We start from the raw sequence: 25,257 nt of genomic DNA, 5'->3' as shown, positions 1-25,257 counted from the left end.
CATCTCAGAGCGGTACCGATTTCTGCAGCTGCAGCACCAGGTCGCGGCTGGCGCTGCCGCCCCCGTGCGTGGCCTTCAGCGGCCGCAGGCGGTGCGCGCAGACCGGCACCAGCAGGGTCTGGATATCTTCCGGGATCACGTGGTCGCGTCCCTCCAGCGCGGCCCAGGCGCGCGCCGCCTGCAGCAGGGCCAGCACGGCGCGCGGCGACAGACCTTCGGCGAACAGCTTGCCCGAGCGCGATTCCTGAGCCAGGGCCTGCAGATAATCGATCAGCGAGCCGGAGGCGTGGATCGCGCGCAGCGAGCGCTGGGCATCCATCAGCTCTTCCGGGCGCATGACCGGCTGCAGCGTCTTCAGCATGGCGCGCCTATCCTCGCCCATCAGCAGGGCGCGCTCGGCGCTGGCGTCGGGGTAGCCCAGCGAGAGGCATATCAGGAAGCGGTCGAGCTGGGATTCCGGCAGCGGGAAGGTGCCGACCTGGTGCGCCGGGTTCTGCGTGGCGATCACGAAGAAGGGTTCCGGAAGTAGCCGCGTGACGCCGTCGGCCGTCACCTGGCGCTCCTCCATCGCCTCCAGCAAGCCGGACTGGGTCTTGGGCGTGGCGCGGTTGATCTCGTCGGCCAGCAGCACCTGGGTGAAGATCGGGCCGGGGTGGAATACGAAGCCGTTCTTTTCGCGCTCGTACACCGAGATGCCGGCGACGTCCGCCGGCAGCAGGTCGCTGGTGAACTGCACGCGGTTGAACTGCAGGCCGAGGGTCAGGGCGAGGGCATGCGCCAGCGTGGTCTTGCCGACCCCGGGCACGTCGTCGATCAGCAGGTGGCCGCCGGCCAGCAGGCAGGTGAGGGCAAGGCGGACCTGCTGGTCCTTGCCCACCACGATCTGGCCGACCTGGCGGGCGGCGGAGTGTAATTGTTTGAACATGGATGGCTTTTTCTCGTCGATCCCTTGTGCATGGTAGATTAACGCCATTGGCAATCTACCATGCGCAGCACATGAGCACAGCAATATACAGCCACCCGGACTGTTCCCTGCACGAGATGGGCGACTGGCACCCCGAAACACCGGCGCGCCTCCAGGCGATCGAGGACCAGCTGATCCTGGCGCGCCTGGACGGCCTGGTCGAGCGCCGCGGCGGTTCCCTGGCCGACGAGGCGGCGATCCTGCGCAACCACAGCCGGGGCGCGCTCGATCTGGTGCGCGAGAACCTGCCGGCCGCCGGCGAGCATTATCCGCTCGACGGCGACACCCTGCTGTGCAGGCACAGCTACCAGGCCGCCCTGCGCGCCGCCGGCCTGGCGCTGGCCGCCACCGACGACGTCATCGCCGGCACGGTCGACAACGCCTTCTGCGCGATCCGCCCGCCGGGCCACCATGCGCGTCCGGGCGAGCCGATGGGCTTCTGCCTGTTCAACAACGTCGCCATCGCCGCCCGCCACGCACTCGAGGTGCATGGGCTCGAGCGGGTCGCCATCGTCGACTTCGACGTCCACCACGGCAATGGCACCGACGAATCCTTCCGCGACGACCCGCGCGTGCTGATGGCTAGCTTTTTTCAGCATCCCTTCTATCCATACACCGAACCGGGCCCGGTGACGCCGACCAGCGTTAACATTCCGGTGCCGGCCTACAGCGGCGGCGAGGTGGTGCGCAAGCTGGTGCAGGAGCAGTGGCTGCCGGCTCTGCACGCCCACCGCCCGCAGATGATCTTCATTTCGGCCGGCTTCGACGCCCACAAGGAGGATGACCTGGGCGGCATGGCGCTGGTCGAGGCCGATTACGCCTGGATCACCCACCAACTGGTCGAGGTCGCGCGCCAGCATGCCAAAGGCCGCATCGTCAGCTGCCTGGAAGGCGGCTACAACCTATCAGCCCTGGGACGCAGCGTGGCGGTGCACGTCAAGGCATTGGCCGAGCTGGACTGAGAACCAAGGTAACGCAAGCATATCTAACCCTCCATAAAGACAAGCCTGGAGGGGAAGATGAAACTGCTGCGCACCTTCGTTGCGTTGTGCCTGCTCGCGGCCGCGGGAATGGCATCGGCAACCAATTACACCCTGTGGATCAACGGCCGCACCGGCGGCGGCGCCATCGGCAACTACAACAGCTGGAACTACTGGGGGCTCTCCACGGGGGAGGCCGGCGTCAACAAGAGGTCCGTCAACTGGGATGGCCGCAGCAGCATCGCCAGCCAGAGCATCCTGATCCGCAACGCGCTCGACTGCTTCTGCACCGGTAACAACTGGTGCTATATCGGGACCCACAGCGCGGGCGATCTGATGATCGGCTACACCCTGGCCAACTACGGCGGCTCGGCACGGCTGCGCAAGAACGCGGCGGCGAATGCATCCGGCGTATGCGGCAATGCCGGCGGTTCCCAGACAGGCTGGAACATCAAATGGGTACGCGCCGCGGCCGGCTCGGGTGGCGGCTCGGAATTGGCGGACATCGGCGCCTGGACCACCTCGGAACCGCTGGTGCAGGACGTGAAGACCAGCACCGCGCGCGCCATGTACAACCATAACGAGACACGCGGCATCTGGTTCTACATGTATGCCGGCGCCGCCGGCGGCTTCGGTTCGGCCTTCCTCCCGGGCCAGGACGACGGCGTCGAGGCCTACCACAGCGCGGGCGGGGTGTCCGGCAGTTCCGGCCGCTCCCTCTGCAATCCCGGTGACTGGTTCTGCAACGACCTCAGGCTGGGCACGGAGCCGAACCAGGGCGGCAGCACCAAGTGGGCTTACCATTCGGTCGCCTTCCGCGACGATAGCGAAACCTTCGGCCACTCTACCGAGAGCAACTGGAGCGGCATCGTGTCCCTCGTGCGGGTCGCGATGATCAACTACGCGCGCTGATTTGCCATTTCCGCCACACTCATCAAATTGGCTCGTGCGGTAATTGACTAGTACATATGTCCCATCTACATTCGACTCAGCTGTAGCACGGTCGTGCGGATTTTTTTTGCGTGCGCCCGTGCGTCGGCAAACACAATCAACGATAACGATACGAGTGGAGATACGATGAGACTACTGCGCTTGATGATCGCGCTGTGCCTGCTCGCGGTAAGCGGGCTGGCATCGGCAACCAATTACACTTTATGGATCAACGGCCGCACAGGAGGCGGCACGATCGGCGATTACAACAGCTTCACCTACTGGGGCCCGTCGTCGACCGCGGCCGGCGTCAACAAGAAGGCCGTCAATTGGGACGGCTACAACAGCATCTCCTCGCAAAGCGGCCACATCCGCGATGCACTCGACTGCTTCTGCACCGGTAACAACTGGTGCTACATCGCGACCCACAGCGCCGGCGACCTGATGATCGGCTATGTGCTCGCCAACTACGGTGGCTCGGCGCGCGTGAAGAAGAACGCCACGCCGAATTCGTCCGGCGTCTGCGGCAATTCGGACGGCACTTCGCAAACCGGCTGGAACATCAAGTGGGTGCGCGCCGCCTCGGGCGCCGGCGGCGGCTCCGAGCTGGCCGATTACGGCTCCTGGGCAGTGGGCGACCCGCTCACCCAGGACCTGAAGACGGCCACCGCACGCGCCATGTACAACCACAACACCACGCGCAATATCTGGTTCTACATGTACGCCGGCGCCAAGGGCACGGCCTATTCCGGCATCCTGCCGGGCCAGGACGACGAGGCAGTGGCTTACCACAGCTCCGGCGGCGTTTCGGGCAGCTCCGGAGGCTCCTACTGCAACCCCAGCGACTGGCTGTGCAACGACCTGACCCTCGGCACCGCCGCCAACGAAGGCGGCTCGACCAAGTGGAGCTATCACTCGGTATCCTTCCGGGATGACAGCGAAGCCTATAACCATTACGCGAACGGGAACTGGCAGGGCATCGTTTCCGTCGTCCGAAGTGCGATGGTGAGCAGTGCCCTCTAAGAAATCACCGCAACAGCCGCGCCGCCCGGTGCAGCCCAGGTCCGCCCCGCGGCCCTGGCTGCGCCGGCTGGCGCTGCCCATCTTTGCGCTGGCGATGCTGGCCGCCCTGGTCTGGAGCCTGCTGCCCCATCCCGGCCCGGCCCCTGCCGCCACCGCAGCCGCAGCCCCGGCGCCGCAAGGCCAGCCATTCTTTCATCCGGTAGGGGAGAGCAGCCTGCCGGCCGTCGACGAACGCGGCCAGCGCCGCCAGCAACTGGTCAGCAACTACCAGCTGGCCGACCACACCCTCTGCAGCTACCGCGAGGGCAGCCAGTACCCGGTCGGATCGCGCCCGATGGCGGAGAACGCCGACCAGAACTACCCGAACAATCCGGTCACCGACGTGCAGCCGATGCACCTGCAGGGAGGCGGCGTGGAGGGCAGCGTGCAGCTGCAGACTTCGCAGTCGCGGGTCTACATGGCGTCCAACGAGGCGGTCGCCTTCTCGCTGCGCGCCGTGAACGCCGCCGGCCAGGTGCAGCCGCTGGTCATTACCCGCGCCGTCTCGCAAGGCATCACTTACAAGGGCAGCCGCCAGACCCCGCAGGTGAGCGTACCCTTCCTGGACGATGGCAGCGGCGCCGACCCGGTCCCGAACGACGGCGCCTTCGCCGGCGTGCTGGCGCCCGCGCAAACCGGCCTGGCCGGCTTCAACGGCACCATCCGCACCCAGGTCAGCTACAACGTCAACGGCAAGAACGGCATGGTGGTGTTCGACGTGATCTACACGCCCGAGCTGCCGGCGGTCTGGGCCGGCCAGGTCCGCGAGGCGGTCGAGAACGGCTCGCTGGTCTTCATCCTGCCGATCGAGGTGCGCATGCCCGGGCGCTACGTCATCAGCGGCCGCGTCGACGATGCGCGCGGCAAGCCCTTCGCCCTGCTGACCTTCAACGACCTGCTCGGTCCCGGCCCGAACCTCGTCAAGCTGACCATGTTCGGCAAGCTGATGCGCGACCAGGAAGCGGCGCTGCCGCTCACCCTGCGCGACGTCGACGGCTACCTGCTGAAGGAAAACACCGACCCCGACCGCGCCCTGATGCCGCGCCTGGAAGGGAAGGTCTTCACCGGCAAGAACCATCCATTGAAGGGATTTTCCGATGCCGAATGGCAGAGCGAGGAGCGGACCCGCTACCTGACCGAATTCGGGAAAGATGTCACGCTGGCGAAGAACGAGCTGCAGGCCTTCGACCCCAACCAGCCGCTGCCGCCGAGCGAGTGCGCACCAAAGGAGGGAGCGCGTTAGAATAAGGACAATGACCGCATCCCTATTCACTTACGACAAGCCGCGCTTGCTCCAGGCGCTGGCGGCAATGAGCTCGCCGGCGCGGCTGGCTTGCGCCACCGCGGCCGCGACGCGGCTGATGCCGGTCTGCGAGCGTTTCGCGGTTGTGCAGGCAACCGGCAAGCAGGACAGGGCGCGCGAGATCGTCGCCGAGCTGTGGCAGTGCATCCTGGCGGACGACGCCGGCCAGCAGCCGTGGACGGCGCTGCTGGACGAGGTGATGGCCATGATCCCGGGCCAGGAGGTGGATGGCGGCCTGTTGACGATGATGGCCGAGGATGCGCTGGCCTCGCTGGCCTATGCGGTGCGGTGCCTGCTGGTCGACGAAGCCCAGGAAGCCGAGTGGGCGGTCGGGCGCGAGTACGACGCCACCGATCAGGCTGCCATCAAGCTGACAGGCGTGGTCCCGAATACCCCGAAAAAGGAAGCCCGGCTGCTGGCCCACCCCCTGATCCAGCGCACGCTCGGACGCCAGCATGACGACCTCGTTTTGCTGCGGCGCGGCGATTTTGCGGAGCTGCTGCGCCAGGCCGTGGCGAACCCGACCTTTACCGAACAGGAGCTTACAGGCTTTGCCAGCGTAAAATAGCGTCTTGTACGCACAATATTGAGAGTAAGCATGTCGATTCAATGGTTCCCGGGCCACATGGCCGCCGCCCGCAAGGCGGCTGCGGAGCAGATGGAAAACACGGACGTGGTCATCGAAGTCCTGGATGCGCGCCTGCCCGAGGCGAGCAGCAACCCGATGGTCGAAGAGCTGCGCAAGTTTCGCCAGCGCCCCTGCCTGAAGGTCCTGAACAAGACCGACCTGGCCGACCCCGCCGCCACCGCCGCCTGGGCCGCCTGGTACGACGCCCAGGACGGCGTCACGGCCTATCCGATGACGACCAAGAAGCCGTCCGACGTCGCCCGCATCCCCGATCTGTGCAAGGCGCTGGCGCCGCACCGTGGCGTGCCGACCAAGCCGCTGCGCATCATGATCATGGGTATCCCGAACGTCGGCAAGTCGACCCTGATGAACGCACTGCTGAAAAAGCGCGTAGCCAAGGTCGGCGACGAGCCGGCCGTCACCAAGGCTCAGCAGAAGATCTACCTGGACAAGTTCACGGTGCTGGTCGACACCCCCGGCATGCTGTGGCCGAAGATCGCCATGGAAAGCGACGGCCTGATGCTGGCCGCCAGCCACGCGGTCGGCACCAATGCCGTGATCGAGGAAGAAGTGGCCGAATTCCTGGGCGCGCTGCTGCTGCAGCGCTACCCGCAGCTGCTGACCGAGCGCTACGGCGTGAAGACCGAGGGCATGGACGGCTTCGGCGTGATCGAGGCCGTGGCTGCACGCCGCGGCTTCCGCGTGCGCGGCGGCGACTACGACTACGAAAAGGCGGCCCACGTGCTGCTGCAGGACTACCGCCAGGGCGCGCTGGGCCGCATCAGCCTGGAGACGCCGGCGACCCGTGCCGAGGCGCTGGAAAAGCACCGGATCGAGATGGAAGAGAAGGCGCGCATCGCTGCCGAAAAGGCGGCGAAAAAGGCCGAGGAAGCGGCGCGCGGCAAGCGCGGCACTTAAGGCTGATCGCAAGCCCAGGGACGGGCGCCCAGCGACTGCTTGAGCAGGTCGAGGAAGCGCATGGTCCTGGCCGAGCGCTGCCTTTGCTCCGACCCAAGCAGGGCGACGATGTCGGCGCCGGGCAAATCGTGGTCCGGGAGTATCCGCACCAGCGTCCCATGACGCAGTTCCTGCGCCACGTCCCACTCGGAGCGCAGCATGATGCCGTGCCCCTTGAGCGCCCACTGCTTGACGACCCGGCCATCGTTGCTCGTGAGCCGGGGCCGTATCCTGATCGACGCATCGCTGTCCGAGCCCGGCGCCCGCAAACGCCACATCGTCACGTCTTCCGCATTCTCCTGCAGCGAAATGCAGGCGTGATGGCGCAGGTCCGCGATGCTGGCCGGCTGGCCGCAGCGCGCCACATAATCCTTCGATGCGCACAGGAAGCGGCGGTTCTTCGCCAGGACCGTCTGCAGCATCGACGAATCCGGCAAGGCGCCGATATGAATCACGATGTCCCAGGCCTCCGGGGTCTGGCGATTCGGGCTGTCCGACAGCACCAGCTCCACCGACACGTTCTTGTGCTGCGCCTGGAATTGCGCGGCAAGCTCGGCGACGTACTCGTTGCCAAAGCCGAGCGGCGCCAGTATGCGCAGGCGCCCGACCAGCTCATTCTTGCGGTCGTGGAGGGACTCCTGCAGCTCATCCATTTCAGCCAGGATCAGGCGCGCCCGCTCGGCCAGCAGTTGCCCCTCGTCGGTCAGGCTGGTCGTCCTGCCTTGGCGGTTGAGCAGTTTCAGCTTCAGCTTGTCCTCGATCGCCTGCAATCGCTGGGTGATGGAGGAGGGCGTCACATTGAGCACCCTCGCGGTCTGGGCGAGCGAGGGCTGGCTGGCCAGGATGCAGAAGAATCGCAGGTCTTCGCTATTGATCATTAAGGCTGGGCTTAATTAATGAGTTAGAAACATTAATCATAATCCGTCTGATGGATTGCTAGAATGCATCGCATGCAAACTTATTGAACAGCCATGCCGATGCCTGGAAAACTGAACGTGCTTGTCTTCATGTTGTGCCTGCTGAGCGGCGCGCCGGCGCCCGCGCAAACGGCGTCCTCCGAACCGGTGTATTCCCCGCAAGCGCTGCAACAGGACTTGCGCTTCCTGCGCGAGGAGATCGACAGGATCCATCCCGAGCCCGGCCTGTTCTCGAGCCGCGAAACCTTGCGCAAGGCTTATGGCAGGGTCGAAGAGAGCCTGCGGCAGCCCTTGACGCGCGACCAGGCCTGGCAGGCGTTCGCGGCGCTCAATCCGGTATTCGCCGATGCCCACATGTTCGTGGTCGATCCCGCGTGGAAAGCGCGCACCGGGGCGCATCTGGCGGCGGGCGGCAGGCTCTTTCCCTACGAGGTGCAGGTCTCGACCGATGGCGAGATCTTCATTCGCGCTGAACTCGACGGCAGTCCCAGCGCCCTGGCCGGCACGCGCATCGAACAGATCGACGGCCTGCCGGCCTCGCAGGTCGCGCAGCGCTTGCTGGCGCTGATGGCGGGCGACACGCCGGCACTGCGGGCGAATCTGCTGTCCCGGCGCATGTGGTCCGAATACTGGCGGGTGTTCGGCGCACCGCGCGAGTTCGACCTGGTCGTCGCCAGGCCCGATGGACCGGCGCACATCCGCGTGGCAGGCAGCAGCAAGCTGCCTTCTTCGCTGGACATGGAGGGGCCGGCCGGCTTCGGGAAGACCTTCCAGTTTGAACTGCTGCCCGGGAACGCGGCGCTGCTGACCATCAACCAGTTTCTCTGGCCCGACCAACAGGCCTTCAAGGCCTTCACCAAAGACGCCTTCACCAGGATCCGCGATGCCAAGGTGAAGACGCTGATCATCGACATACGCGAAAACACCGGTGGCGACGACGACATGTGGAAAGCGGGCCTTTTGCCCTACATCGCCGACAAACCCTTCCGCAACGGCTCCAGCTATCTCAAGAAGGTCATCGCGGGGCGCGCAAGTGGCAGCGAAAAGGTCGGCGACGTCGTGCATGGATTCGGCGACACCTGGGTCGAGCCGGACCTGAACAATCCCCTGCATTTTTCGGGCAAGACCTATGTGCTGGTCGGGCGCGTCACCTACTCGTCCGCGGTCCTGTTCAGTAATGTCGTGCAGGACGTCGGCTTCGCCCAGCTGGCTGGCGCCGGCGGCTATGCGCGCAGCCGCCAGACCGGCGGCGTGCAGAACATCGTCTTGCCGAATACCCGTCTTGGGCTTACGATTCCCCGGTTCGTGCTCGACCGTCCCTCGGGCGAGCGCGAGCCCGCGCTGGTTCATCCGGATATCGTTTTGCCGGACAGTCCCTTTGACCGCATGGTGACCGTGAACGCCCTGCTCGAACACATTCGCCGGATACAGAAACCCTCTGCATGAACACTGACATCACTTCCCTTGCGGCGCTGCGCGCGCTGTACCCTGCGCCAGCGGGCCGCACCGTTCTCAAACAGCTGTCCGAACTCGACGGTCATTGCGAGCGCTTCATCGCGCTCTCGCCCTTCGTGGTGCTGGCGACCAGCGGTGCCGACGGCAGGGCGGATGCGTCGCCGCGCGGCGGCGCACCGGGCTTCGTGAAACTCGGGGATCCGTGCACTTTGCTAATCCCGGATGCGCCGGGTAACAACCGGCTCGACTCACTGGAAAACATCGTCAGCACCGGCCAGGCCGGCCTGCTCTTCATGATCCCGGGTATCAACGAGACCCTGCGCGTGAACGGCAAGGCCGTGCTGTCGCTCGACCCCGCCGATGTGGCAGTCTGCACGGACGAACGCCGGGCGCCGAAGCTGGTGATCAAGGTAAGCGTCGAGGAAGCCTATCTGCACTGTGCGAAAGCCTTCATGCGCTCGGGGCTGTGGAAGCCCGAGAGCCAGGTGGCGCGGGCTAGTCTGCCGAGCATGGGGCAGATGATGGCCGACCAGACCGGCATGGCCGGCCCGGTCGAAACGCAGGAAGAGATGGAGGGGCGTTACGCGGCGTCCTTGTAAGCCGCTTCCCCAAACCTGAAACTCGACACCGTCAAGGCCCCGAAAAAGCTGTCCTCGTGATACACGCAGGCCGCCGGCTCCTGCTCGGCCGCCCCCAACGCCACCCACAGCGGCACCAGGTGATCCTCGCGCGGATGCGCATGCCGTGCATAAGGCGCCTCGGCCCAGTTGAGCAGCGCCTGCTCGCGGTCCGCGGGCGAGAGTTCCAGCAGCACATGCTGCAGCCAGGTGTCGAAGGCATGCGAGGCGAGGGCGCCGCCGGGGCCGAACTGGCGCAGGTTGTGGAAGGACAGGCCGCTGCCGACGATCAGCACGCCCTCGTCGCGCAGCGGCGCCAGCGCGCGGCCGGCGGCCAGGTGCACGGCCGGGTCGTAGCCGTGGCGGATCGACAGCTGCACCACCGGCATGTCGGCTTCCGGGTAGACCGGGTAGAGCATCGAGAAGGTGCCGTGGTCGAAGCCGCGCTCGGCATCCAGGCTGGCCGGATGGCCGGCGGTGTTCAGCAGCTCGGCCACGCGCGCGGCCAGCTGCGGGTCGCCCGGCGCCGGGTACTGGATCTGGTAGGTGTGCGGAGGGAAGCCGCCGTAGTCGTAGATCATGCCGGGCGCCGGGTTGGCCGACACCTCGAACCGATCGGTCTCCCAGTGGCTGCTCACCACCAGCACCGCTTTCGGGCGGCTGCCGACCTGGCGCTTGATGTCGACCAGTGAGGCTTCGAGTTTGTCGTAGGCCCCGCCGTACTGAGCCTTCATCCAGGGCCAGGGGCCACCGCCGTGGGAGACGAAATAGGTGGGCAGGCGATTGGACATGGCGGCTCCTTGGTGAGACATTGAAAGAGCCATGGTAACGCAGCCGCCGTTCCCGCGCAGGCGGGAGCGACGGCAGTAACAATTACTGCGGACGCGCCCTCACCAGCGCCATCATCGCAAACAGGCGCGCGCTGCGCATCCAGCCCAGCACCAGCACCGCCAGCTGGGTCAGCAGGAAGGCGGCGGCGGTCCCGCCCGCGCCGATTGCCGGCACGTGCAGGCGCGCCAGCGCCAGCAAGGCGGCGAGCGCCAGGCCGACGCCGGTGACGATGACGTACACGCCCAGCAGCGTGAGCGGACGGCGCAGCATCAGGCGCACGCCGCCCCACCAGGCCACGATGGCCGAGCGGCGCCGGCGTTCGTTGGCGAGCAGGGCGCGGCCGGCGTCGATGGTCGCGTGCATCAGCACGAAGACCACCGCGGTGGCGAATAGCGCAAGGTGCGAAGCGCGCTCGGCATCGCTCTCCAGGATCGCGCTCTCGGCGCTCTTGCCGGCCACCTTGAAGGCGACGCCGGCGACGACGCCGACGATGACCAGCGGGATCGCGCTCCACACCAGCATGCGGAACATGCGCGCGTATTCCTGGGCGCCGCCGGCCAGCAGGTCGATGAAGCCGGGGCGTTTGGTGGCGCGCGCGGCGTGGATGCTCATCCCGGCCAGCAGCGGCGACAGCAGCAGGGTCAGCGCCAGCGCGACGATGCCGCCGCTGCCGATGGCGGCGCCGAAGCGCTCGCGCGCGCTGCCCACCAGGTCGGCGATGGCGAGCATGTCGAGTTTCTCCGCCAGCTGCGGCGCGTGCACCGAGTGGTCGAGGCTGGCGCTCAGCATCTGCCACACCGGCAGGCTGGCCACGAGGGTCGGCAGCAAGAGCAGCACGGCCCACCACAGCATCAGGCGCCACTGCAGCGCGGCGCGCATGGCGCCGAACAGGGGACGCAGGCCATGGCGGCGGCGCACGCCCGCGTTCTGCGGCGCCAGGGAAGGGGAGTCGAGGGTCTGGTCGGTGCTCATCATACGGTCGCGATCAGGGTGAGGAGGTATTCGATGAAGGCGGCGGCGTCCATGCCCCAGCGGCGTGAAGCGCTCGCATCGGCCTTGATGGTGCGGCTGTCGTCGAGCTTGTTGGCGTCGAGGTAGTGCTGGCGCTGCGGATCGAGTTCGGCCGAGACGGCCTTTGCCGGCTTGGTCCAGCTGAACTTGTGCCAGCTCTCGTTGGCGTCCCAGCGCACGTTCTCGACGCTGCCGTCGGCGAACTTCACGGTCAGCAGCTGCGGCACCGCGGCGCCGTAGCGGCGCACCAGCACTTCGGTGCGGAAGGGGTAGGGACCCATGTCTTCCTTGGCCTTCGGATTCGCCTTCTTCCAGGCTTCGCGCTCCTTCTCGACGCGCTTGTCGATGTCGTCCTGCTTGTCCTCGACCCAGTTGCTGCCTGCCTGGCGCGTGCCCGGCAGCGGCAGCACTTCGCGGCTGTTGATTTCCGCGACACGGTCGTCGACCTTGGTCACTGCGTACACCTGCTGGGCGAACACGGCTTCGACGGCGGCGCGCTGGCCGGTCACTTCGGCCAGGGTCTCGCGCAGGTCGGCGGTGCTCGGATGGCGGAACTTCCAGCGGCGGTAGTATTCCTTGAAGGCGCGCTCCATCGGCTCCTTGCCGACGCGCTCTTCGAGGTCGCGCATCAGGGTCGCGGTGCGGCTGTAGACCGGGCCGATGTCCTGCAGGCGGTCGTAGGCGTTCTGGCCCGGCGCGTCGGCCGGGTCGTTGCGCGGAGTGCCCATGCGCTCGGCGGCGAAGGCGTCGAAGCTTGGCGTGATGCCGATCCGGCGCATGAAGGGCGAAGCGGCGTGGATCTTCTGGCCGCGCTCGCGGATCATGCGCAGGTCCCAGTATTCATTCAGGCCTTCGTCCAGCACCGGTTCTTCGAACTCGTTGTTGGCCAGCAGGCCGTAGAAGTAGCCGTGGCCGAATTCGTGGATGGTGACGAAGTCCAGCAGATACTGCTGGCCCAGCTCGGGATCGATCTCGGCATAGCCTTCGGCGGTGAAGAAGGTCGGGTACTCCATGCCGCCGGCTTCCTCGGCGTTGTGGGGCGGGATCACGACCGTCAGCGTTTTATACGGATAGGGGCCGAGTGTGTTCGAGAAGTAGGTTAGCGAATCCTTGGCCGCCTTCATCGCGGGCGCCGCGCTGGCCGCGTACTCGGGCGGGTAGAGCACGGTGACGGTCACGTTCGGGCTGCCCGGTCCGGTCCAGGTCTCGACCATCGGCTTGGCCGAGCGCTTGTCGGCGGTCCAGGCGAAGTCGTGGACGTCGCCCTGCACGTAGCGGTGGGTGAGCATGCCGTTCTTCTCGACCGGGGCGCCCTGCGGCTCGCCGGTGGCGCCGACCGTGTATTCCTTCGGCGCCGAGATGCGCACGTCGTAGCTGCCGAAATCGGCGTAGAACTCGGAGTTCAGGTGCATCTCGTGCGCGTTCCAGCGCGGCGCCGTGGCCCCGCGTTCGCCCGGCAGTTCCAGCACGGCGATCTTCGGGAACCACTGGCCGACCAAGTGGAAGCTGCCGAAGTAGCCGGTGCGCGCCATCACCCGCGGCAGCTGGGTGTGGAAGTCGATGTCCAGCACGGTCGAGGCGCCAGGCGCCACGGCCGTCGGCAGGTCCAAGCGCACCACGGTATGGTCGGTGGCCGGGCCCTTGTCGGGATGGACGAAGGTCCAGGGCACGGTCGCCTCGCCCTGGGTCACGGTGCGCAGGGCGATGTGGCCCCATTCGCCTTCCTTGATTTCGACGCCGGAGCGGAAGGCGCCTTCGCGCTGGCGCTTCTCGGTGAAGAAGGTGCTGCCCGCGCCTTCGAAGGCATTCATGTACAGGTGCACGTAGACGCTTCTGACCGGCACGCTGCTGCGGTTGCGCCAGCTGAGTTTTTCGCGGCCCGTCACCGTGTGCTTGACCGGGTCGAGGGTGGCGTCGATGTCGTAGTGGACGACCCGGTCCGACAGCGTCGGCTCGAGTCCGGTGCGGACGCCGCCCCAGGCGTTCGGCGCGCTCGGTACCAGCACCGCGGCTGCGTTCGGCGCTGCCAGCGCGATGCCGTCCGTTGACGCCGCCGGCGCGGCGGCTGCGGCAGGCGCCGGTGCAGGCTTGTCCGGACCAGCCAGCAGGTCGGCGGTGACCGCCACCCCCGCCGCCAGCAGGACCGCGGCCGCGCCCGTGCGCAAGAATGTGGAACCCAATCTCATTCGAAGACCCCCAAAGTCTGGATGAAGTTTATTAAGTTGCTTTTGTGCTCACACTATATGCGAAAAAACCCCTCAATGACCGTCCGACGGCAGAGATGTTGCTTAATAGGTTTATAATTTCGGGGTTCTGGTGCCCGCATGCGTCGTCGTATGCATGCAGTTAAACGGGAAACACGGAGCGCAGGCGCCCCCGGCGCCGCGCCAACGTGTGCTGCCCCCGCAACGGTAAACAAGCGTCGCTCTTAACGGCGACTGGCTGCTTCAAACACCACTGCGCGCTGTGCGTAGGAAGGTGGAGCGGTCCGTCTTGCTAGCCCGGATACCGGCCAGACAGGGGGAAGCGGGCGCCATGCCGCGCTTCCATGACGAGCCGGCATGCGGGGACGCGCGCCGGCCTAACGACCGACCAAAGAAACATCGATGACTTCCAAGAATCAGCCCGCACTCGCGCTGGCCTGCGCCTTTGCCTTTTCCATTCCCTTTGCCGCCCACGCCGACGAGCCAGCATCGTCGACCGTCGTCATCACCGGTTCGCGCTTTCCCAGCGCCGACACGCTGGAGCCGATCGGCGCCACTGTCATCACCCGCGACGAGATCCGCCAGGCCGGCGTGAACGACGTCAACGGTGCGATCCGCAAGATCGGCGGCGTGTTCGGGCGCCAGAGCCTGGACTCTTCACCCGACTTCGCGCTCGACCTGCGCGGCTTCGGCACGAACGGCGCGCAGAACATGGTGATCCTGGTCGACGGCGTGCGCCTGAACGAGAACGAGCTGGCCAATTCGGTGCTGTCGACCATCCCCATCGACACCGTCGAGCGCATCGAGATCGTGCGCGGCGGCAGCAGCGTACTGTATGGCGAAGGCGCCACCGGCGGCGTGATCCAGATCGTCACGCGCAAGGATGCGCGCTACGCCCAATCGGGCACGCATGGCTCGGTATTCGCCGAAGCCGGCCAGTTCAAGGAGCGCGACCTGCGCGCTTCCCTGTCGCACGTGGCGGGCAATGTCAGCCTGGATGCCGCCGTGGCGCGCCAGGACAACGACAACTACCGCGCCAACAGCGCCTTCACGCAGAACAGCATCTCGGCCGGCGCGCAGCTGGCCTATGTGGGCGGCCGCGCCGGCGTGCGCGTGGAAAGCGCGCGCCAGGATACGCGCCTGCCAGGCTCGCTGACCCTGGCCCAGTTCCAGGCCAATCCGCGCCAGACCCAGACCCCGAAGGATTTCGGCACGCTCGATACCGACCGCGTCACCGCCTTTGCCGACTACCGCATCGGCGAAGTCGACCTGGCGGCCGAGCTGTCGCACCGCGAACGCGACGTCGACTCGAATTACTACTTCGGTTCAAGCGCCTCGGTAACCAAGTACAAAGGGCGCCAGAACCAGTTCTCGCCGCGCGCGCGCTGGCTGCATACGCTGGACGGCGGCATGCTGAACGAATTGGTGACCGGCGTCGACGTCAACGACTGGAAGCGCAAGACCACGTCCGACTACTCGCTGGCCGACGCCAGCCAGAAATCGAAGTCCTTCTACCTGCGCGACGAGCTGCGCTTCGATCCTGCCCACGACGGCCGCATCGCGCTGGGCGCGCGCCGCGAGATCTTCGAGAAGGACTACATCGACGCGATGGCCGGCGGCGTTGCCGACAATGGTTCGCAGGGCCAGAACGCCTGGGAGGCGCAGGGCAGCTACCGCGTGCTGCCGCAGCTGGAGCTGACGGCGCGGGCAGGGCAGAGCTACCGCGTGGCCAACGTCGACGAGAACAGCTTCCGCACCAGCCTGAGCCTGCTGAAGGTGCAGACCTCGCACGACCTGGAATTCGGCGCCAGCTGGGGCAACGAGGTGCAGAAGCTGACGGCGCGCGTGTTCCGCCACAAGCTGGACAACGAGATCTTCTACGACCCGACCGCCTTCGCCAACACCAACCTCGACCCGACCCGCCGCCAGGGCTTCGAAATCGACGCCGAGACCCAGCTGGCGGCCGGCTGGCGCGCCACCGCCCACCTGCAGCACGTGAACGCCAAGTTCACGGAAGGCCCGAACGCCGGCCGCGAGATGGTGCTGGTGCCGAAGAACGTGCTCACCGCCCGCCTGAGCTGGCTGCCGGGCAATGGCCATAGCGCGGACTTCGGCGCGCAATGGGTCGACCGCCAGCGTTACGGCAGCGACTTCGACAACCGCTGCGCCGCCACCATGCCGTCCTACGTGAGCTTCGATGCGCGCTACGCCGTCAAGCTGGGCCCGTGGGAAGTCGCGGTGAGCGGCCTGAACCTGGCCGACCGCCGCTACTACAGCTACGCCTACGGCTGCCAGTCGGGCATCTACCCGAGCGACGGCCGCCAGCTGAAACTCTCGGCGCGCTACGACTTCTGATCACGGCGGTGTAACAAGCGGTAAGCAATGCAAAAAATAAGCCGGGGCTAAGGATGGCGGGCGAAAAAGTGGTAATCTCGCGGTCGTTTGCACAATCAACTCGATAAGGATACTTATGCGTTCCCTGCGTTTCGCCCTGCTTGCCGCCAGCCTCGTTGCCTCGGCCGTGTCCACTGCGGCTTTTGCTTCGCCGACCGACCCGAAGAGCGGCGTCGAGTACGTGACGCTCGCTCAGCCGCAGCCGGTGCAGGCAGCCGGCAAGAAGGTCGAGGTGATCGAGTTCTTCATGTACCACTGCCCGCACTGCAACGCGCTGGAACCGCAGTTCGAACAGTGGGTCAAAAAGCAGGGCGACAACATCGTCCTGAAGCGCGTGCACTTGCCGTTCAGCGGCCCCAACGATCCGGAAGCCCACCTCTACCTGACGCTGGAAGCGATGGGCAAGGTCGACCAGATGCATGAAAAAGTGTTCAAGGCCATCCACCAGGACCGCATCCGCATGAAGGACGACGCCACAGTGATCGACTGGGCCTCGCGCAACGGTCTCGATCGCGCCGCGTTTACCAGCGCGTGGAATTCCTTCGGCGTGATGACCAAGCTGCGCGGCCTGTCGCGGATCGTCGATGCCTACAAGGTCGATGGCGCCCCGACCATCGTCATCGACGGCAAATACCAGACCTCGCCGGCGAAGGTCTACGAATCGGTCAAGGTGAGTAACGAACCCCAGCTGTTCGCGGCCACCCTGCAGGTGATGGACGCACTGGTCGCAAAGGCAGCCAAGACGAAATGAGCGATGCAGAAGGCAAGATTCTGAAGATCTACGACAGGTCCAAGCCGGAAGACGAGGACCTGCATGACGTCAAGTACTACCTGCACTGGCTGTGGGGCGTCGTCGCGGTCCTGGTCGGCATGGTGTTCTGGCTCTGCATCGCCCTCGTGAATGCCGAGAACCAGCGCTATGCCGTGCTGACCAACAAGTGCGCCGACCCCGTGTTCAAGGGCGAGATCGACCGCCTTTGCCTGCGCACCGTGCACTCGCGCGAGCACTGGTGGGAACACCTGTGGTACGGCGTGAGCCATTTGCGGCCGGAAATGCCGGAAAAGCCTCGTCGCTGATCTTCAGGAAACAAGAAACCCGCCCAACCAGGCGGGTTTTTTTTCGCTCCTAAGTTTCCTTTAAGGCAATCCTTTCCGGAAAGAATGTTAAGCTATGCATATCGTTCACGCTCAAAGGAATTGCACCATGCGTCTCCTGCGCCTTGCCGCCGCCTGCCTGCTTGCTACCGCCGTCTCCGGTTCCGCCTTCGCCTCGCCCGCGAACCCGCAGAATGGCGTCGATTACTTGACCCTCGCCCAGCCGCAGCCGGTGCAGACGACCGGCAAGAAGGTCGAGGTGATCGAGTTCTTCATGTACCACTGCCCGGTGTGCAATGGCCTGGAAGCCGGTTTCGAGGAATGGGTGAAAAAGCAGGGCGACCGCATCCAGGTGCGCCGCATCCACATGCCTTATAGCGGCGCGGCCGATCCGGAAGCCCACTTGTACCTGACCCTGGAAGCGCTCGGCCGCCTGGACGACATGCACGCCAAGGTCTTCAACGCCGTGCACCAGCAGCGCATCCGCCTGAACCAGGACGCCGCCATCATCGACTGGGTCTCGAAGAACGGCATCGACCGCGCGGCCTTCCTCGGTGCCTGGAATTCCTTCGGCGTGCAGGCCCGCCTGCGCGGCCTGGAGCGCATCATCGCCAGCTACAAGGTGGATTCGGTGCCGACCATCATCGTCGACGGCAAATACATGACCTCGCCTTCGATGGCCCACGAGAGTATCAAGACCAACAATCCGCAGGAGATGTTCCAGGCGACGCTGCAGATCGCCGACGCGCTGGTCGCGAAGGCGGCGGCATCCAAATAAGCCTAGGCGCTCAATACGCCGTCGGGCAGGGAAATGACAAACCGCGCGCCTCCCAGCGGCGAGCGTTCCACGCGTAAGGTTCCGCCATGCAGCTTGACAGCCTTGCGGGCGATCGACAGCCCGAGTCCGAAGCCGCCGGTGGCGCGGTCGCGGCTGCGGTCGAGCCGGTAGAAGGGTTCGAAGATGCGTTCCCGCTCCGATTCGGGAATGCCGGGGCCGTCGTCGTCGACCAGGATCTCGAGCAGGGCGCCATCGTGGCGGGCGCTCAGCGCCACCGTATGCGCCGCGTATTTCTGGGCATTGCGCAGCAGGTTGCCGACCGCGCGCGCCAGCAGGCGGCGGTCGCCGTCGACGCTGCCCAGCCTGCTGCCGAGCTCGACAAACAGGCTGGCGGGGCGCGGATGCAGGCCCTCGGCGCATTCGCGCAGCACCGGCTCGACCTCGAACAGCGCGCGCTGCGGCTCGGTCGCGTTGTCCAGCTTGCTCATCGAGAGCAGTTCGTTCACCAGCTCGTTCAGCTCCGCCAGGTCGCCATCCATTGCCGCGATGCGCTTGGACAGGGCAGGGTCGCCGGCCTGGTCTTCCAGCAGCTGCAGCGCGAACTGCAGCCGCGCGATGGGCGTGCGCAACTCGTGCGAGACCGAGTGCAGCAGATTTTTCTGGGATTCCAGCAGGCCCTGAATCCGTTCGGCCATCGCATTGATGCGCTCGGCCAGCGGGTAGGCCGCGTCGGACGGTTTCATCTGCGCGCGCGCCGACAGCTTGCCGGCGCCGAACTCGTCGGCCGTGCGTGCCAGCATCTGCAGGCCCTGCCAGTGCGAGCGCGACCACAGCGCGATCGGCACCAGCAGCGCCAGCGCCACCACCACGTAGCGCACCACTTCCTTCAGCAGGGCCTGGCCGAGGTCGATCGGCAGGCTGGAGGCGCGGATCGCTTCCTCGTTGCTGCCAATATAGCGTTCGCCGGCCAGGTCGACGCGCCGGAAGAAGGTCTTGCGGGCCGGATCGAGCACGATCTCGCCGCGCTCGAATGCGGCCAGGGTGGAGCGCGGCAGGTCGGCGCGGGCCTGGCCGAGCGGAACGAGGTCGAAATGGACCTTCGAGACTTCACGCACCTTGTTCAGGCGCCCCAGCCATTCGTCGGCGGGAGCCTGGTCCACATACTGTTCGAGCAGGAAGATCTGGGCCGAGGCCTGGCGCCGCGCGATGTCTTCGAGCGGATCGCCGAACAGGCGCGTAAAAATGAAATAGATGACGAAGCTTGCTGCCGTAATCGACAGCATGACCAGGATAAAGAAACGGAAGAACAGGCGGTTCACGCCGCCACGGGATTCGTCTTGCTCATGGGCGGAATTGTATAGGAGTAATAATTAAAAAAACCATATCTTACAAAGTTAAGACAAAAGCCTGACATGTCGAGGGGGATTCGCTTGCAAGCCATGCGTAGGATGGCTACTCATCAGGTTTTTCCGTTTGGCCCACCTGATGCGCGAGTGACGGTGGGCCTTTTTTTATTCCAGGCGAGCGCCAGCCACACGGCGACGCCCAACAAGACTTCATAAGAGAGGAAGCTGGAGATGGCGATGTTTGCACGTGCGATATTTTCACTGCCGCTCGCCGGCGCAATGCTGGTAGCCGGATTGGCCGGCTGCGGCGGTGGATCGGGCGCCCAGCCCGACCGCCAGGCAGGCCAGGTTACCCAGGGCGTGGCCGTGGGTGAACCGGCCCCGGCGCTGGTGATGACCGACTTCCAGAACCTGGCGCGCGAAGCGATCTGCACCGAAAACCGCAACCGCCTCTTCATCATCGACGGCAAGCAGGTCCTGTGGGACCACGCCGGCAACTGCGCCGACGCATCTTATGAACAGGTGCTGTTCGGCGCCAAGCCGGACCAGGCGCTGTGCTCGCACGGCGACACCATCGCCGGCCCGCGCACCACCTGCCAGGATGCGGCCTCGCGCAGCATGTTCGAGACCATCGTCCAGAACCTCGACAAGCCCGATCTCGGCCTGGGCAGCGCCCACAAGGTCGAACGCTTCAGCTTCCTGCCCAAGGCGGGCACCCAGATGCCGCTCGAACGCATCGCCAAGGACAGCTTTTCCGGCGTGACTGCGAAAAAGAACCTCGTCATCAAGGACGAAGCTGCATGGGCCAGCCTGTGGGCCGAGCACACCGCCGGCCGCAACCCGGCGCCCGCGCTGCCGAAGGTCGACTTCAGCAGCAAGACGCTGGTCGCCGCTTTCGCCGGCGAATCCGGCAGCGGCTGCCATACGATTGCGATCCCGCGCGTGGTCGCCGGCACCAACTCGATCAAGGTCGAGGTCGACGAGCGTGAGCTGCAGACCTTCGACGTCTGCCCGGCCGTGGTCACCCATGCGATGCAGGTCGTGGCGATCGAGCGCAGCGATTTCCCGGTCGAGTTCGTCCCCGCCGCCGGCACCGACGTCGCCTTCAAGACGATCAGCCAGACCAGCCAGTCCGGCGTGGAGGAAGCGCGCAACGTGGTGATCAAGGATGCCGAGGCCTGGAAGCTGCTGTGGGCTTACCATGCGCCCGAGCAGCCGGTGCCGGTGGTCGACTTCAACACCACGATGGTGGTCGGCGTCTTCATGGGCAGCACCAACCCCTGCTATTCGACCTCGATCGCCGGCGTGAGCCGCGTCGACGGCAAGATCGTCGTGCAAAAGATCGACAGGCATCCGCCGATCGGCGTGATGTGCGCGATGCTGGTGACCTACCCGGCGCACCTGGTCGCGATCGAGCGCAGCGAGCTGCCGGTCGAATTTGCGACAGAAGTCGTGCAGCAGAATTGACAGAGTTGGGAGGAGGGAAGACAAGCACGTAGAATATTGTTTTCCTGAATCTTTTTACTCGGCTATATGAACAAGCTTCTTTCCTTCGTCCTGAGCGCCGGCGCATTGGCCAGTGGCACGGTCATGGCCCAGACTCCGGCCACCAATCCGATGCCGGACGGCAGCCGCGACATGTATGCCGGCTTCGGCCTGCAGTCGGCCGCGCGCTACGAGGGATCGGGAAGCCGCAGGGTGTCCGCACTGCCGGTGCTCCAGGTCGAATGGAGCAACGGCGTCTTCGTTTCGGGGATGAGCGCAGGCATGCATCTGTCCAGTTCACCCACTCGCGAGTACGGCCCGCTGCTGGCGATCCAGCCGGGCCGCGACGAATCCGGCACCGGCCAGGGCGCCGACGGCATCGGCGCGACCCTGTCGCCCGGGATTGCCCCGGTGGCCCCGGGGGAGAAGTCCATCGTGCTGACCGGGCGCCTGGCTGGTATGGATGAGATCGGTGCGCGCCTGCAAGTCGGAGCCTTCTACAATACCTATCTGAATCCGCAGTGGCGCCTGACTTCCAGCCTGCTGGTCGGGGCGGGCAGGGACCACGACGGCGCGCGCCTGGACCTGGGCGTGCAGCGCCTGGCCCTGCTCGCCGGCGAGCGCCACCGCGTGTCGCTGTCGGCCGGCGTGGGCCTGGTCAACCGCCAGTACAACGAAAGCTATTTCGGCGTCACCGCGGAGGAAGCCTTGCGCAGCCGCTTCGGCGCTTACCAGCCGGGCGGCGGCTTGCAGGACGTGCATGCCGCCGTGCGCTGGAACTGGGTCCTGAGCCCATCCTGGATGCTGACCTCGAACCTGCAGGCCAAACGCCTGCTGGGCGATGCCGGCAAGAGCCCGCTTACCGAGCGGTCCACCAACGTGACGGTTTCGACCGCCATCGCTTATCGATTCTGACGATGCGTCCTGCCCGACAATTCATCGCATCCCTTGCCCTGCTGCTGGCGGCCGGTTCGGCCGCCGCGCAGGCGCACGACGGGGATGCCGTGAGTTACCGGGATGCGTACCGGGCCATGGTCGTGTTCGAGAAATACGGCGGCCCCAAGAACCTGCTGGTAAGCCAGCTGCAGGTGCTCCCCAGGGAGCGCGGCGCGCTGGCCGAGGGCCTGCAGCTGAGCCTGGCGGGCCGCTCGACCCAGGTCAACCTGCCGCTCGACCAGCTGGGACGCACCGTGTTCCCGCTGCAAAAGGCAGCCTACGACGAGAATGCCGCATTGATGCTGAACCGCAGGGGGCTCGGCTTCAGCCTGCGCCCCCAGGTGTCGATCGCGCTGCGGCCGGACGGCGTGTACGACGTCGCCGAGCTGCGCGCCGCCTGTGTCCAGGCGCTGGGCTTCGCGCGCTACGTCGACGCCTCCCAGCGCTCGCGCCAGTGCGCCGGCGTGCGCTTCGTGTTCCCGAAAAAGGCCGAGGGCGGGGCGCGCCTGCGCCGTCCGGACAGCCCGGAACAGGCGCTGCCGCTGGCGGTGGGCGAGCCGGACGATTTCCCGGTCGTGGTCTACCGCTTTGCCGCCGGCCCCGAGCGCGGCCAGGTGGCGACCTTCAATGCGCCGCTGGCGATTCTTCCGCTGTTCGAATAACAGCACCATGCGCTATTCTTGAGCGCATGACTAAAAAGACCATCCTCATCACCGGCGCCAGCCGCGGCATCGGCGCCGCCTGCGCGCTGCTGGCCGTGCAGCGCGGCTACCAAGTCTGCATCAACTACCGTTCCGGCCTCGATGCCGCCATGGAGCTCGTGCGCGCCATCGAAGACGCCGGCGGCAGCGCCTTCGCCGTGCAGGCCGACGTGTCCCGCGAAGACGAGGTCATGCGCATGTTCGCGGAGATCGACGCGCGCTGCGGCCGCCTCGACGCCCTGGTCAACAACGCCGGCATCCTGGCGCGCCAGATGCGGGTCGAGCAGATGGATGCGGCGCGCATCGAGCGCATCTTCGCCACCAACGTCACCGGCAGTTTCATCTGCGCACGCGAAGCGGTGCGGCGCATGTCGACGAAGCAGGGCGGCAGCGGCGGGGCGATCGTCAACGTCTCCTCGCGCGCCGCCGTGCTGGGCTCGAGCGGCGAGTACGTCGACTACGCGGCCTCGAAGGCGGCGCTGGACGTGCTGACGATCGGGCTGGCGAAGGAAGTGGCGAACGAAGGCATCCGTGTGAACGGCGTGCGGCCCGGCCTGATCGATACGGAGATGCACGCCAGCGGCGGCGAGCCGGGACGCGTCAACCGCCTGCAAGGCTCGGTGCCGATGGGGCGGGGCGGGCAAGCGGAGGAGGTGGCGCGCGCCGTCCTGTGGCTGTTGTCCGATGAAGCTTCCTATACGACGGGAAGCTTCATCGATTGTTCGGGCGGCAGATAATCAGTTCCAGGCCGAGGGCGAGAACAGGTAACCCTCGCCCCACACGGTCTTGATCTTTTCCGACAGGTTGTCGTCGAACTTCTTGCGCAGCTTGGAGATGCAGTTGTCGATGCTGCGGTCCAGGCCATCGAACTCGATGCCGCGCATCTTCTTGAGCAGCTCGTCGCGCGACAGCACGCGCCCGGCCGCCTCGGCCAGCACCAGCAGCAGCTTGTACTCGGTATTGCTGAGCACGCACGGCTGGCCGCGCCAGCTGACGCTGCGGTCGTTGGTCATGATGCGCAAGCCGCCGAATTCCAGCACCCGGGTATCCGGCGCCGCCTTGGCCTGGGTCCGGCGCAGCAGGGCGCGCAGGCGCGCCAGCAGCACGCGCGGCTGGACCGGCTTGTTGACGAAGTCGTCCGCGCCCTGTTCCAGGCCCGAGACTTCGTCGTAGGTGTCTTCGCGCGCCGTCAGGATCAGGATCGGCACCTCGGACTGCTCGCGGATCTGGCGGCAGACGACCATGCCGTCCATGCCGGGCAGCATCAGGTCGAGCACGACGATATCGGGCGCGCTCTGCTTGAAGTGTTCGAGCGCGGTGTCGCCCCGGGTGACGAGGTCCACCGAAAATTCATAACTGGACAGGTATTCCGTGACGAGCTCCGCCAGGCGGGGGTCGTCTTCGACCAACAGTACACGATACATGATGCTCTCCTTGATGCCGGCATTGTATAAGAGCAAGTCCTTGTAAAGCGTAATTGCCGTACAGACTGGACATTTTGATACAGTTTCACGACAAAAGACGACTTGTAAACAAAAAAATCCGCCGGAGCGGATTTCTTCTGGTTACAGAGCCATGAGTTCAGGGCATACGCTTGCGGCGCGCAAGGCTCAGTCCGGCCAGCGCCGCGCCGAACAGGGCCAGGCTTGCCGGTTCCGACACATCGCTCGGGGCGGAGGCCTCGAACTTGCCGATCGTGCCGACAAAGCGGTCAGGATAGTTGCCGAGCGAGAAATAGGTCCTGCCAAAGGCGGTCCCGTCGATCGTCGTCGGCAGGTCCAGGCTGGACAGCGCCTTCATCGTGGAATCGACCAGGTCGAACTCGAAGGCGCCGAAAGGCGAGGTGTTGGCGCGGAAGATCACTTCGTCGCCGCCCCACATCGAAAAATCGTTCACGATCATGGCATACAGACTCAGCGTTTCCGTATGGCCGCCGAACGTGACCGTGGTCGTTACCGACGGCGTGGTGTAGTACTGGTAGCCGGTGCCTTGCCAGGCGTTGCCGTTGGATTTGACCGCACCGGTGGTGTCGTAGGTAATGGTGCCGCTGATCTTGTCGCCGACGTTCACGCCCGTGCTGGCCTGGGTGGCGGTGGCGGCCCAGTCGAAGCTCAGCGGCGTCGCGTTGGCGGCGCTGGTGGCGACGAAGGCAGCGCTTGCCAGAGCGGCTGCGCGGAGGGTGTTGAAAACGGTCGATTTCATGGTTGCCTTAAATTAATATAAAGAAATATAAGGTGATATTAAGAAACATCTGTGCCAACAGGAAAATTGTGAGAGTAATCAAAGCCTTGAAACTTCGAGCGTCCACTCCAGGGTGCCGGGTGTAAAGAATCTCGACAGCGGATTTGTGACTGCCAGTCATAAATACTGGGGCTTGTCGCGAGCTGCCTGCGGCAGTTCGTGTACCGGCAGGCCTTGCGGGGCAGGGCGAGCTGACTACCGGCGTCCGGCGACGATGACGATTTCGATCCTGGCATCGCGTGGGATGCGCGCCACCTGGATCGTGGCGCGGGCCGGCGGATCCTTCTTGAAGTACTGGCCGTGGACCGCGTTCATGGCCGCGAACTCGTTCAGGTCCTGCATGTAGACGGTGCTCGAAAGGACGTCGTCATAGCTCAGGCCCTGCGAAGCCAGCCCCGCGCCGACGTAGTCGAGCACGTGCC

At 65.7% G+C, this 25,257-nt stretch carries 25 protein-coding genes and 1 riboswitch; of the genes, 16 read left to right on the top strand and 9 right to left on the bottom strand.

The window, feature by feature from the left end; translation table 11 throughout:
* Positions 1-4: 4 nt before the first annotated feature.
* Positions 5-925 (bottom strand): AAA family ATPase, encoded by a 921-nt coding sequence (locus tag AC07PE_RS20295; RefSeq protein WP_498767787.1) that lies wholly within the window; start codon positions 923-925, stop codon positions 5-7.
* 71 nt (positions 926-996) lie between these two features.
* Here AC07PE_RS20295 and AC07PE_RS20290 point away from each other — a divergent pair, with 71 nt between their 5' ends.
* From AC07PE_RS20290 to ylqF, 6 genes are all read left to right on the top strand, one after another.
* Positions 997-1,926, top strand: a complete 930-nt coding sequence (locus tag AC07PE_RS20290) for a histone deacetylase family protein (RefSeq protein WP_498767785.1) — start codon at positions 997-999, stop codon at positions 1,924-1,926.
* 57 nt (positions 1,927-1,983) lie between these two features.
* A complete protein-coding gene (locus AC07PE_RS20285) occupies positions 1,984-2,856 on the top strand; it encodes a hypothetical protein (protein WP_498767783.1) in 873 nt (290 codons plus the stop codon).
* A gap of 165 nt (positions 2,857-3,021) precedes the next feature.
* The gene (locus AC07PE_RS20280; protein WP_498767781.1) at positions 3,022-3,897 is read left to right on the top strand and encodes a hypothetical protein; all 876 of its coding nucleotides are present in this window, start codon (positions 3,022-3,024) and stop codon (positions 3,895-3,897) included.
* Between the two features lie 28 nt (positions 3,898-3,925).
* Entirely contained in the window at positions 3,926-5,179 is a 1,254-nt protein-coding gene (locus AC07PE_RS20275) for a choice-of-anchor X domain-containing protein (protein WP_498767779.1), read from the top strand.
* A gap of 10 nt (positions 5,180-5,189) precedes the next feature.
* Positions 5,190-5,807 carry a hypothetical protein gene (locus AC07PE_RS20270; RefSeq protein WP_498767777.1) on the top strand — a complete coding sequence of 206 codons (618 nt, stop codon included), beginning with the start codon at positions 5,190-5,192 and terminating at the stop codon, positions 5,805-5,807.
* A gap of 30 nt (positions 5,808-5,837) precedes the next feature.
* Complete coding sequence (gene ylqF, locus AC07PE_RS20265) at positions 5,838-6,785, top strand: ribosome biogenesis GTPase YlqF (protein ID WP_498767775.1); 948 nt, start codon at positions 5,838-5,840, stop codon at positions 6,783-6,785.
* Here the strand turns inward: ylqF and AC07PE_RS20260 are convergent.
* Complete coding sequence (locus AC07PE_RS20260) at positions 6,782-7,702, bottom strand: LysR family transcriptional regulator (RefSeq protein WP_498767773.1); 921 nt, start codon at positions 7,700-7,702, stop codon at positions 6,782-6,784. The two genes, ylqF and AC07PE_RS20260, sit on opposite strands and share 4 nt — an antisense overlap.
* Before the next feature lie 93 nt (positions 7,703-7,795).
* On the opposite strand from AC07PE_RS20260, the gene AC07PE_RS20255 reads away from it, so the two are divergent.
* Both AC07PE_RS20255 and AC07PE_RS20250 read left to right on the top strand, forming a co-directional pair.
* Complete coding sequence (locus AC07PE_RS20255; RefSeq protein ID WP_498767771.1) at positions 7,796-9,187, top strand: S41 family peptidase; 1,392 nt, start codon at positions 7,796-7,798, stop codon at positions 9,185-9,187.
* Complete coding sequence (locus AC07PE_RS20250) at positions 9,184-9,795, top strand: pyridoxamine 5'-phosphate oxidase family protein (RefSeq protein ID WP_498767769.1); 612 nt, start codon at positions 9,184-9,186, stop codon at positions 9,793-9,795. Before AC07PE_RS20255 ends, AC07PE_RS20250 begins: the two co-directional genes overlap by 4 nt.
* On the opposite strand, the gene AC07PE_RS20245 is transcribed toward AC07PE_RS20250, so the two are convergent.
* The 3 genes from AC07PE_RS20245 to AC07PE_RS20235 form a co-directional block, all read right to left on the bottom strand.
* Positions 9,777-10,604: a DODA-type extradiol aromatic ring-opening family dioxygenase gene (locus tag AC07PE_RS20245; RefSeq protein ID WP_498767767.1), complete on the bottom strand. Its 828-nt coding sequence runs from the start codon at positions 10,602-10,604 to the stop codon at positions 9,777-9,779. The two genes, AC07PE_RS20250 and AC07PE_RS20245, sit on opposite strands and share 19 nt — an antisense overlap.
* A gap of 82 nt (positions 10,605-10,686) precedes the next feature.
* Complete coding sequence (locus AC07PE_RS20240) at positions 10,687-11,619, bottom strand: hypothetical protein (protein ID WP_498767765.1); 933 nt, start codon at positions 11,617-11,619, stop codon at positions 10,687-10,689.
* Positions 11,616-13,835, bottom strand: a complete 2,220-nt coding sequence (locus AC07PE_RS20235) for a M1 family metallopeptidase (RefSeq protein WP_498767763.1) — start codon at positions 13,833-13,835, stop codon at positions 11,616-11,618. The genes AC07PE_RS20240 and AC07PE_RS20235 overlap by 4 nt, the downstream gene beginning before the upstream one ends.
* Before the next feature lie 117 nt (positions 13,836-13,952).
* Positions 13,953-14,186: riboswitch (cobalamin riboswitch) on the top strand.
* Positions 14,187-14,261: 75 nt separating this feature from the next.
* On the opposite strand from AC07PE_RS20235, the gene AC07PE_RS20230 reads away from it, so the two are divergent.
* The 4 genes from AC07PE_RS20230 to AC07PE_RS20215 all read left to right on the top strand — a co-directional run bounded on the left by AC07PE_RS20230 (position 14,262) and on the right by AC07PE_RS20215 (position 18,126).
* Positions 14,262-16,214, top strand: a complete 1,953-nt coding sequence (locus AC07PE_RS20230) for a TonB-dependent receptor (RefSeq protein WP_498767761.1) — start codon at positions 14,262-14,264, stop codon at positions 16,212-16,214.
* A 115-nt stretch (positions 16,215-16,329) separates the two neighbouring features.
* On the top strand, positions 16,330-17,004 hold the full coding sequence (locus tag AC07PE_RS20225; RefSeq protein WP_498767759.1) for a thiol:disulfide interchange protein DsbA/DsbL: 675 nt from the start codon (positions 16,330-16,332) through the stop codon (positions 17,002-17,004).
* On the top strand, positions 17,001-17,330 hold the full coding sequence (locus tag AC07PE_RS20220) for a hypothetical protein (protein ID WP_498767757.1): 330 nt from the start codon (positions 17,001-17,003) through the stop codon (positions 17,328-17,330). Before AC07PE_RS20225 ends, AC07PE_RS20220 begins: the two co-directional genes overlap by 4 nt.
* A gap of 127 nt (positions 17,331-17,457) precedes the next feature.
* Positions 17,458-18,126, top strand: a complete 669-nt coding sequence (locus tag AC07PE_RS20215) for a thiol:disulfide interchange protein DsbA/DsbL (protein ID WP_498767755.1) — start codon at positions 17,458-17,460, stop codon at positions 18,124-18,126.
* A gap of 2 nt (positions 18,127-18,128) precedes the next feature.
* Here AC07PE_RS20215 and AC07PE_RS20210 read toward each other — a convergent pair whose 3' ends face one another.
* Positions 18,129-19,445, bottom strand: a complete 1,317-nt coding sequence (locus AC07PE_RS20210; protein WP_498767753.1) for an ATP-binding protein — start codon at positions 19,443-19,445, stop codon at positions 18,129-18,131.
* 258 nt (positions 19,446-19,703) lie between these two features.
* On the opposite strand from AC07PE_RS20210, the gene AC07PE_RS20205 reads away from it, so the two are divergent.
* The 4 genes from AC07PE_RS20205 to AC07PE_RS20190 all read left to right on the top strand — a co-directional run bounded on the left by AC07PE_RS20205 (position 19,704) and on the right by AC07PE_RS20190 (position 23,331).
* Positions 19,704-20,939 (top strand): hypothetical protein, encoded by a 1,236-nt coding sequence (locus tag AC07PE_RS20205; RefSeq protein WP_498767751.1) that lies wholly within the window; start codon positions 19,704-19,706, stop codon positions 20,937-20,939.
* Positions 20,940-21,005: 66 nt separating this feature from the next.
* Positions 21,006-21,872: a MipA/OmpV family protein gene (locus tag AC07PE_RS20200; protein WP_498767749.1), complete on the top strand. Its 867-nt coding sequence runs from the start codon at positions 21,006-21,008 to the stop codon at positions 21,870-21,872.
* A gap of 2 nt (positions 21,873-21,874) precedes the next feature.
* Positions 21,875-22,555: a hypothetical protein gene (locus AC07PE_RS20195; RefSeq protein ID WP_498767747.1), complete on the top strand. Its 681-nt coding sequence runs from the start codon at positions 21,875-21,877 to the stop codon at positions 22,553-22,555.
* Between the two features lie 26 nt (positions 22,556-22,581).
* Positions 22,582-23,331, top strand: a complete 750-nt coding sequence (locus AC07PE_RS20190; protein ID WP_498767745.1) for an SDR family oxidoreductase — start codon at positions 22,582-22,584, stop codon at positions 23,329-23,331.
* On the opposite strand, the gene AC07PE_RS20185 is transcribed toward AC07PE_RS20190, so the two are convergent.
* The 3 genes from AC07PE_RS20185 to AC07PE_RS20175 all read right to left on the bottom strand — a co-directional run bounded on the left by AC07PE_RS20185 (position 23,332) and on the right by AC07PE_RS20175 (position 25,252).
* Entirely contained in the window at positions 23,332-24,018 is a 687-nt protein-coding gene (locus tag AC07PE_RS20185) for a response regulator (RefSeq protein WP_498767743.1), read from the bottom strand.
* A gap of 157 nt (positions 24,019-24,175) precedes the next feature.
* The gene (locus AC07PE_RS20180) at positions 24,176-24,796 is read right to left on the bottom strand and encodes a PEP-CTERM sorting domain-containing protein (RefSeq protein ID WP_498767741.1); all 621 of its coding nucleotides are present in this window, start codon (positions 24,794-24,796) and stop codon (positions 24,176-24,178) included.
* Between the two features lie 234 nt (positions 24,797-25,030).
* Complete coding sequence (locus tag AC07PE_RS20175) at positions 25,031-25,252, bottom strand: Rid family hydrolase (protein ID WP_498767739.1); 222 nt, start codon at positions 25,250-25,252, stop codon at positions 25,031-25,033.
* Between the last annotated feature and the right edge of the window lie 5 nt (positions 25,253-25,257).

It is taken from the genome of Telluria sp. GW821-FHT07G12 (assembly GCF_059418525.1).
Note: the sequence above shows the minus strand (reverse complement) of the source record. Positions and strands in the feature narration are given on the sequence as shown.

Coding starts and splice junctions, on each gene's coding strand:
- AC07PE_RS20295 (WP_498767787.1), bottom strand. CDS start 925: ATGTTCAAACAATTACACTCCGCCGCCCGCCAGGTCGGCCAGATCGTG.
- AC07PE_RS20290 (WP_498767785.1), top strand. CDS start 997: ATGAGCACAGCAATATACAGCCACCCGGACTGTTCCCTGCACGAGATG.
- AC07PE_RS20285 (WP_498767783.1), top strand. CDS start 1,984: ATGAAACTGCTGCGCACCTTCGTTGCGTTGTGCCTGCTCGCGGCCGCG.
- AC07PE_RS20280 (WP_498767781.1), top strand. CDS start 3,022: ATGAGACTACTGCGCTTGATGATCGCGCTGTGCCTGCTCGCGGTAAGC.
- AC07PE_RS20270 (WP_498767777.1), top strand. CDS start 5,190: ATGACCGCATCCCTATTCACTTACGACAAGCCGCGCTTGCTCCAGGCG.
- ylqF (WP_498767775.1), top strand. CDS start 5,838: ATGTCGATTCAATGGTTCCCGGGCCACATGGCCGCCGCCCGCAAGGCG.
- AC07PE_RS20260 (WP_498767773.1), bottom strand. CDS start 7,702: ATGATCAATAGCGAAGACCTGCGATTCTTCTGCATCCTGGCCAGCCAG.
- AC07PE_RS20255 (WP_498767771.1), top strand. CDS start 7,796: ATGCCGATGCCTGGAAAACTGAACGTGCTTGTCTTCATGTTGTGCCTG.
- AC07PE_RS20250 (WP_498767769.1), top strand. CDS start 9,184: ATGAACACTGACATCACTTCCCTTGCGGCGCTGCGCGCGCTGTACCCT.
- AC07PE_RS20245 (WP_498767767.1), bottom strand. CDS start 10,604: ATGTCCAATCGCCTGCCCACCTATTTCGTCTCCCACGGCGGTGGCCCC.
- AC07PE_RS20240 (WP_498767765.1), bottom strand. CDS start 11,619: ATGATGAGCACCGACCAGACCCTCGACTCCCCTTCCCTGGCGCCGCAG.
- AC07PE_RS20230 (WP_498767761.1), top strand. CDS start 14,262: ATGACTTCCAAGAATCAGCCCGCACTCGCGCTGGCCTGCGCCTTTGCC.
- AC07PE_RS20225 (WP_498767759.1), top strand. CDS start 16,330: ATGCGTTCCCTGCGTTTCGCCCTGCTTGCCGCCAGCCTCGTTGCCTCG.
- AC07PE_RS20220 (WP_498767757.1), top strand. CDS start 17,001: ATGAGCGATGCAGAAGGCAAGATTCTGAAGATCTACGACAGGTCCAAG.
- AC07PE_RS20215 (WP_498767755.1), top strand. CDS start 17,458: ATGCGTCTCCTGCGCCTTGCCGCCGCCTGCCTGCTTGCTACCGCCGTC.
- AC07PE_RS20205 (WP_498767751.1), top strand. CDS start 19,704: ATGGCGATGTTTGCACGTGCGATATTTTCACTGCCGCTCGCCGGCGCA.
- AC07PE_RS20200 (WP_498767749.1), top strand. CDS start 21,006: ATGAACAAGCTTCTTTCCTTCGTCCTGAGCGCCGGCGCATTGGCCAGT.
- AC07PE_RS20195 (WP_498767747.1), top strand. CDS start 21,875: ATGCGTCCTGCCCGACAATTCATCGCATCCCTTGCCCTGCTGCTGGCG.
- AC07PE_RS20190 (WP_498767745.1), top strand. CDS start 22,582: ATGACTAAAAAGACCATCCTCATCACCGGCGCCAGCCGCGGCATCGGC.
- AC07PE_RS20185 (WP_498767743.1), bottom strand. CDS start 24,018: ATGTATCGTGTACTGTTGGTCGAAGACGACCCCCGCCTGGCGGAGCTC.
- AC07PE_RS20180 (WP_498767741.1), bottom strand. CDS start 24,796: ATGAAATCGACCGTTTTCAACACCCTCCGCGCAGCCGCTCTGGCAAGC.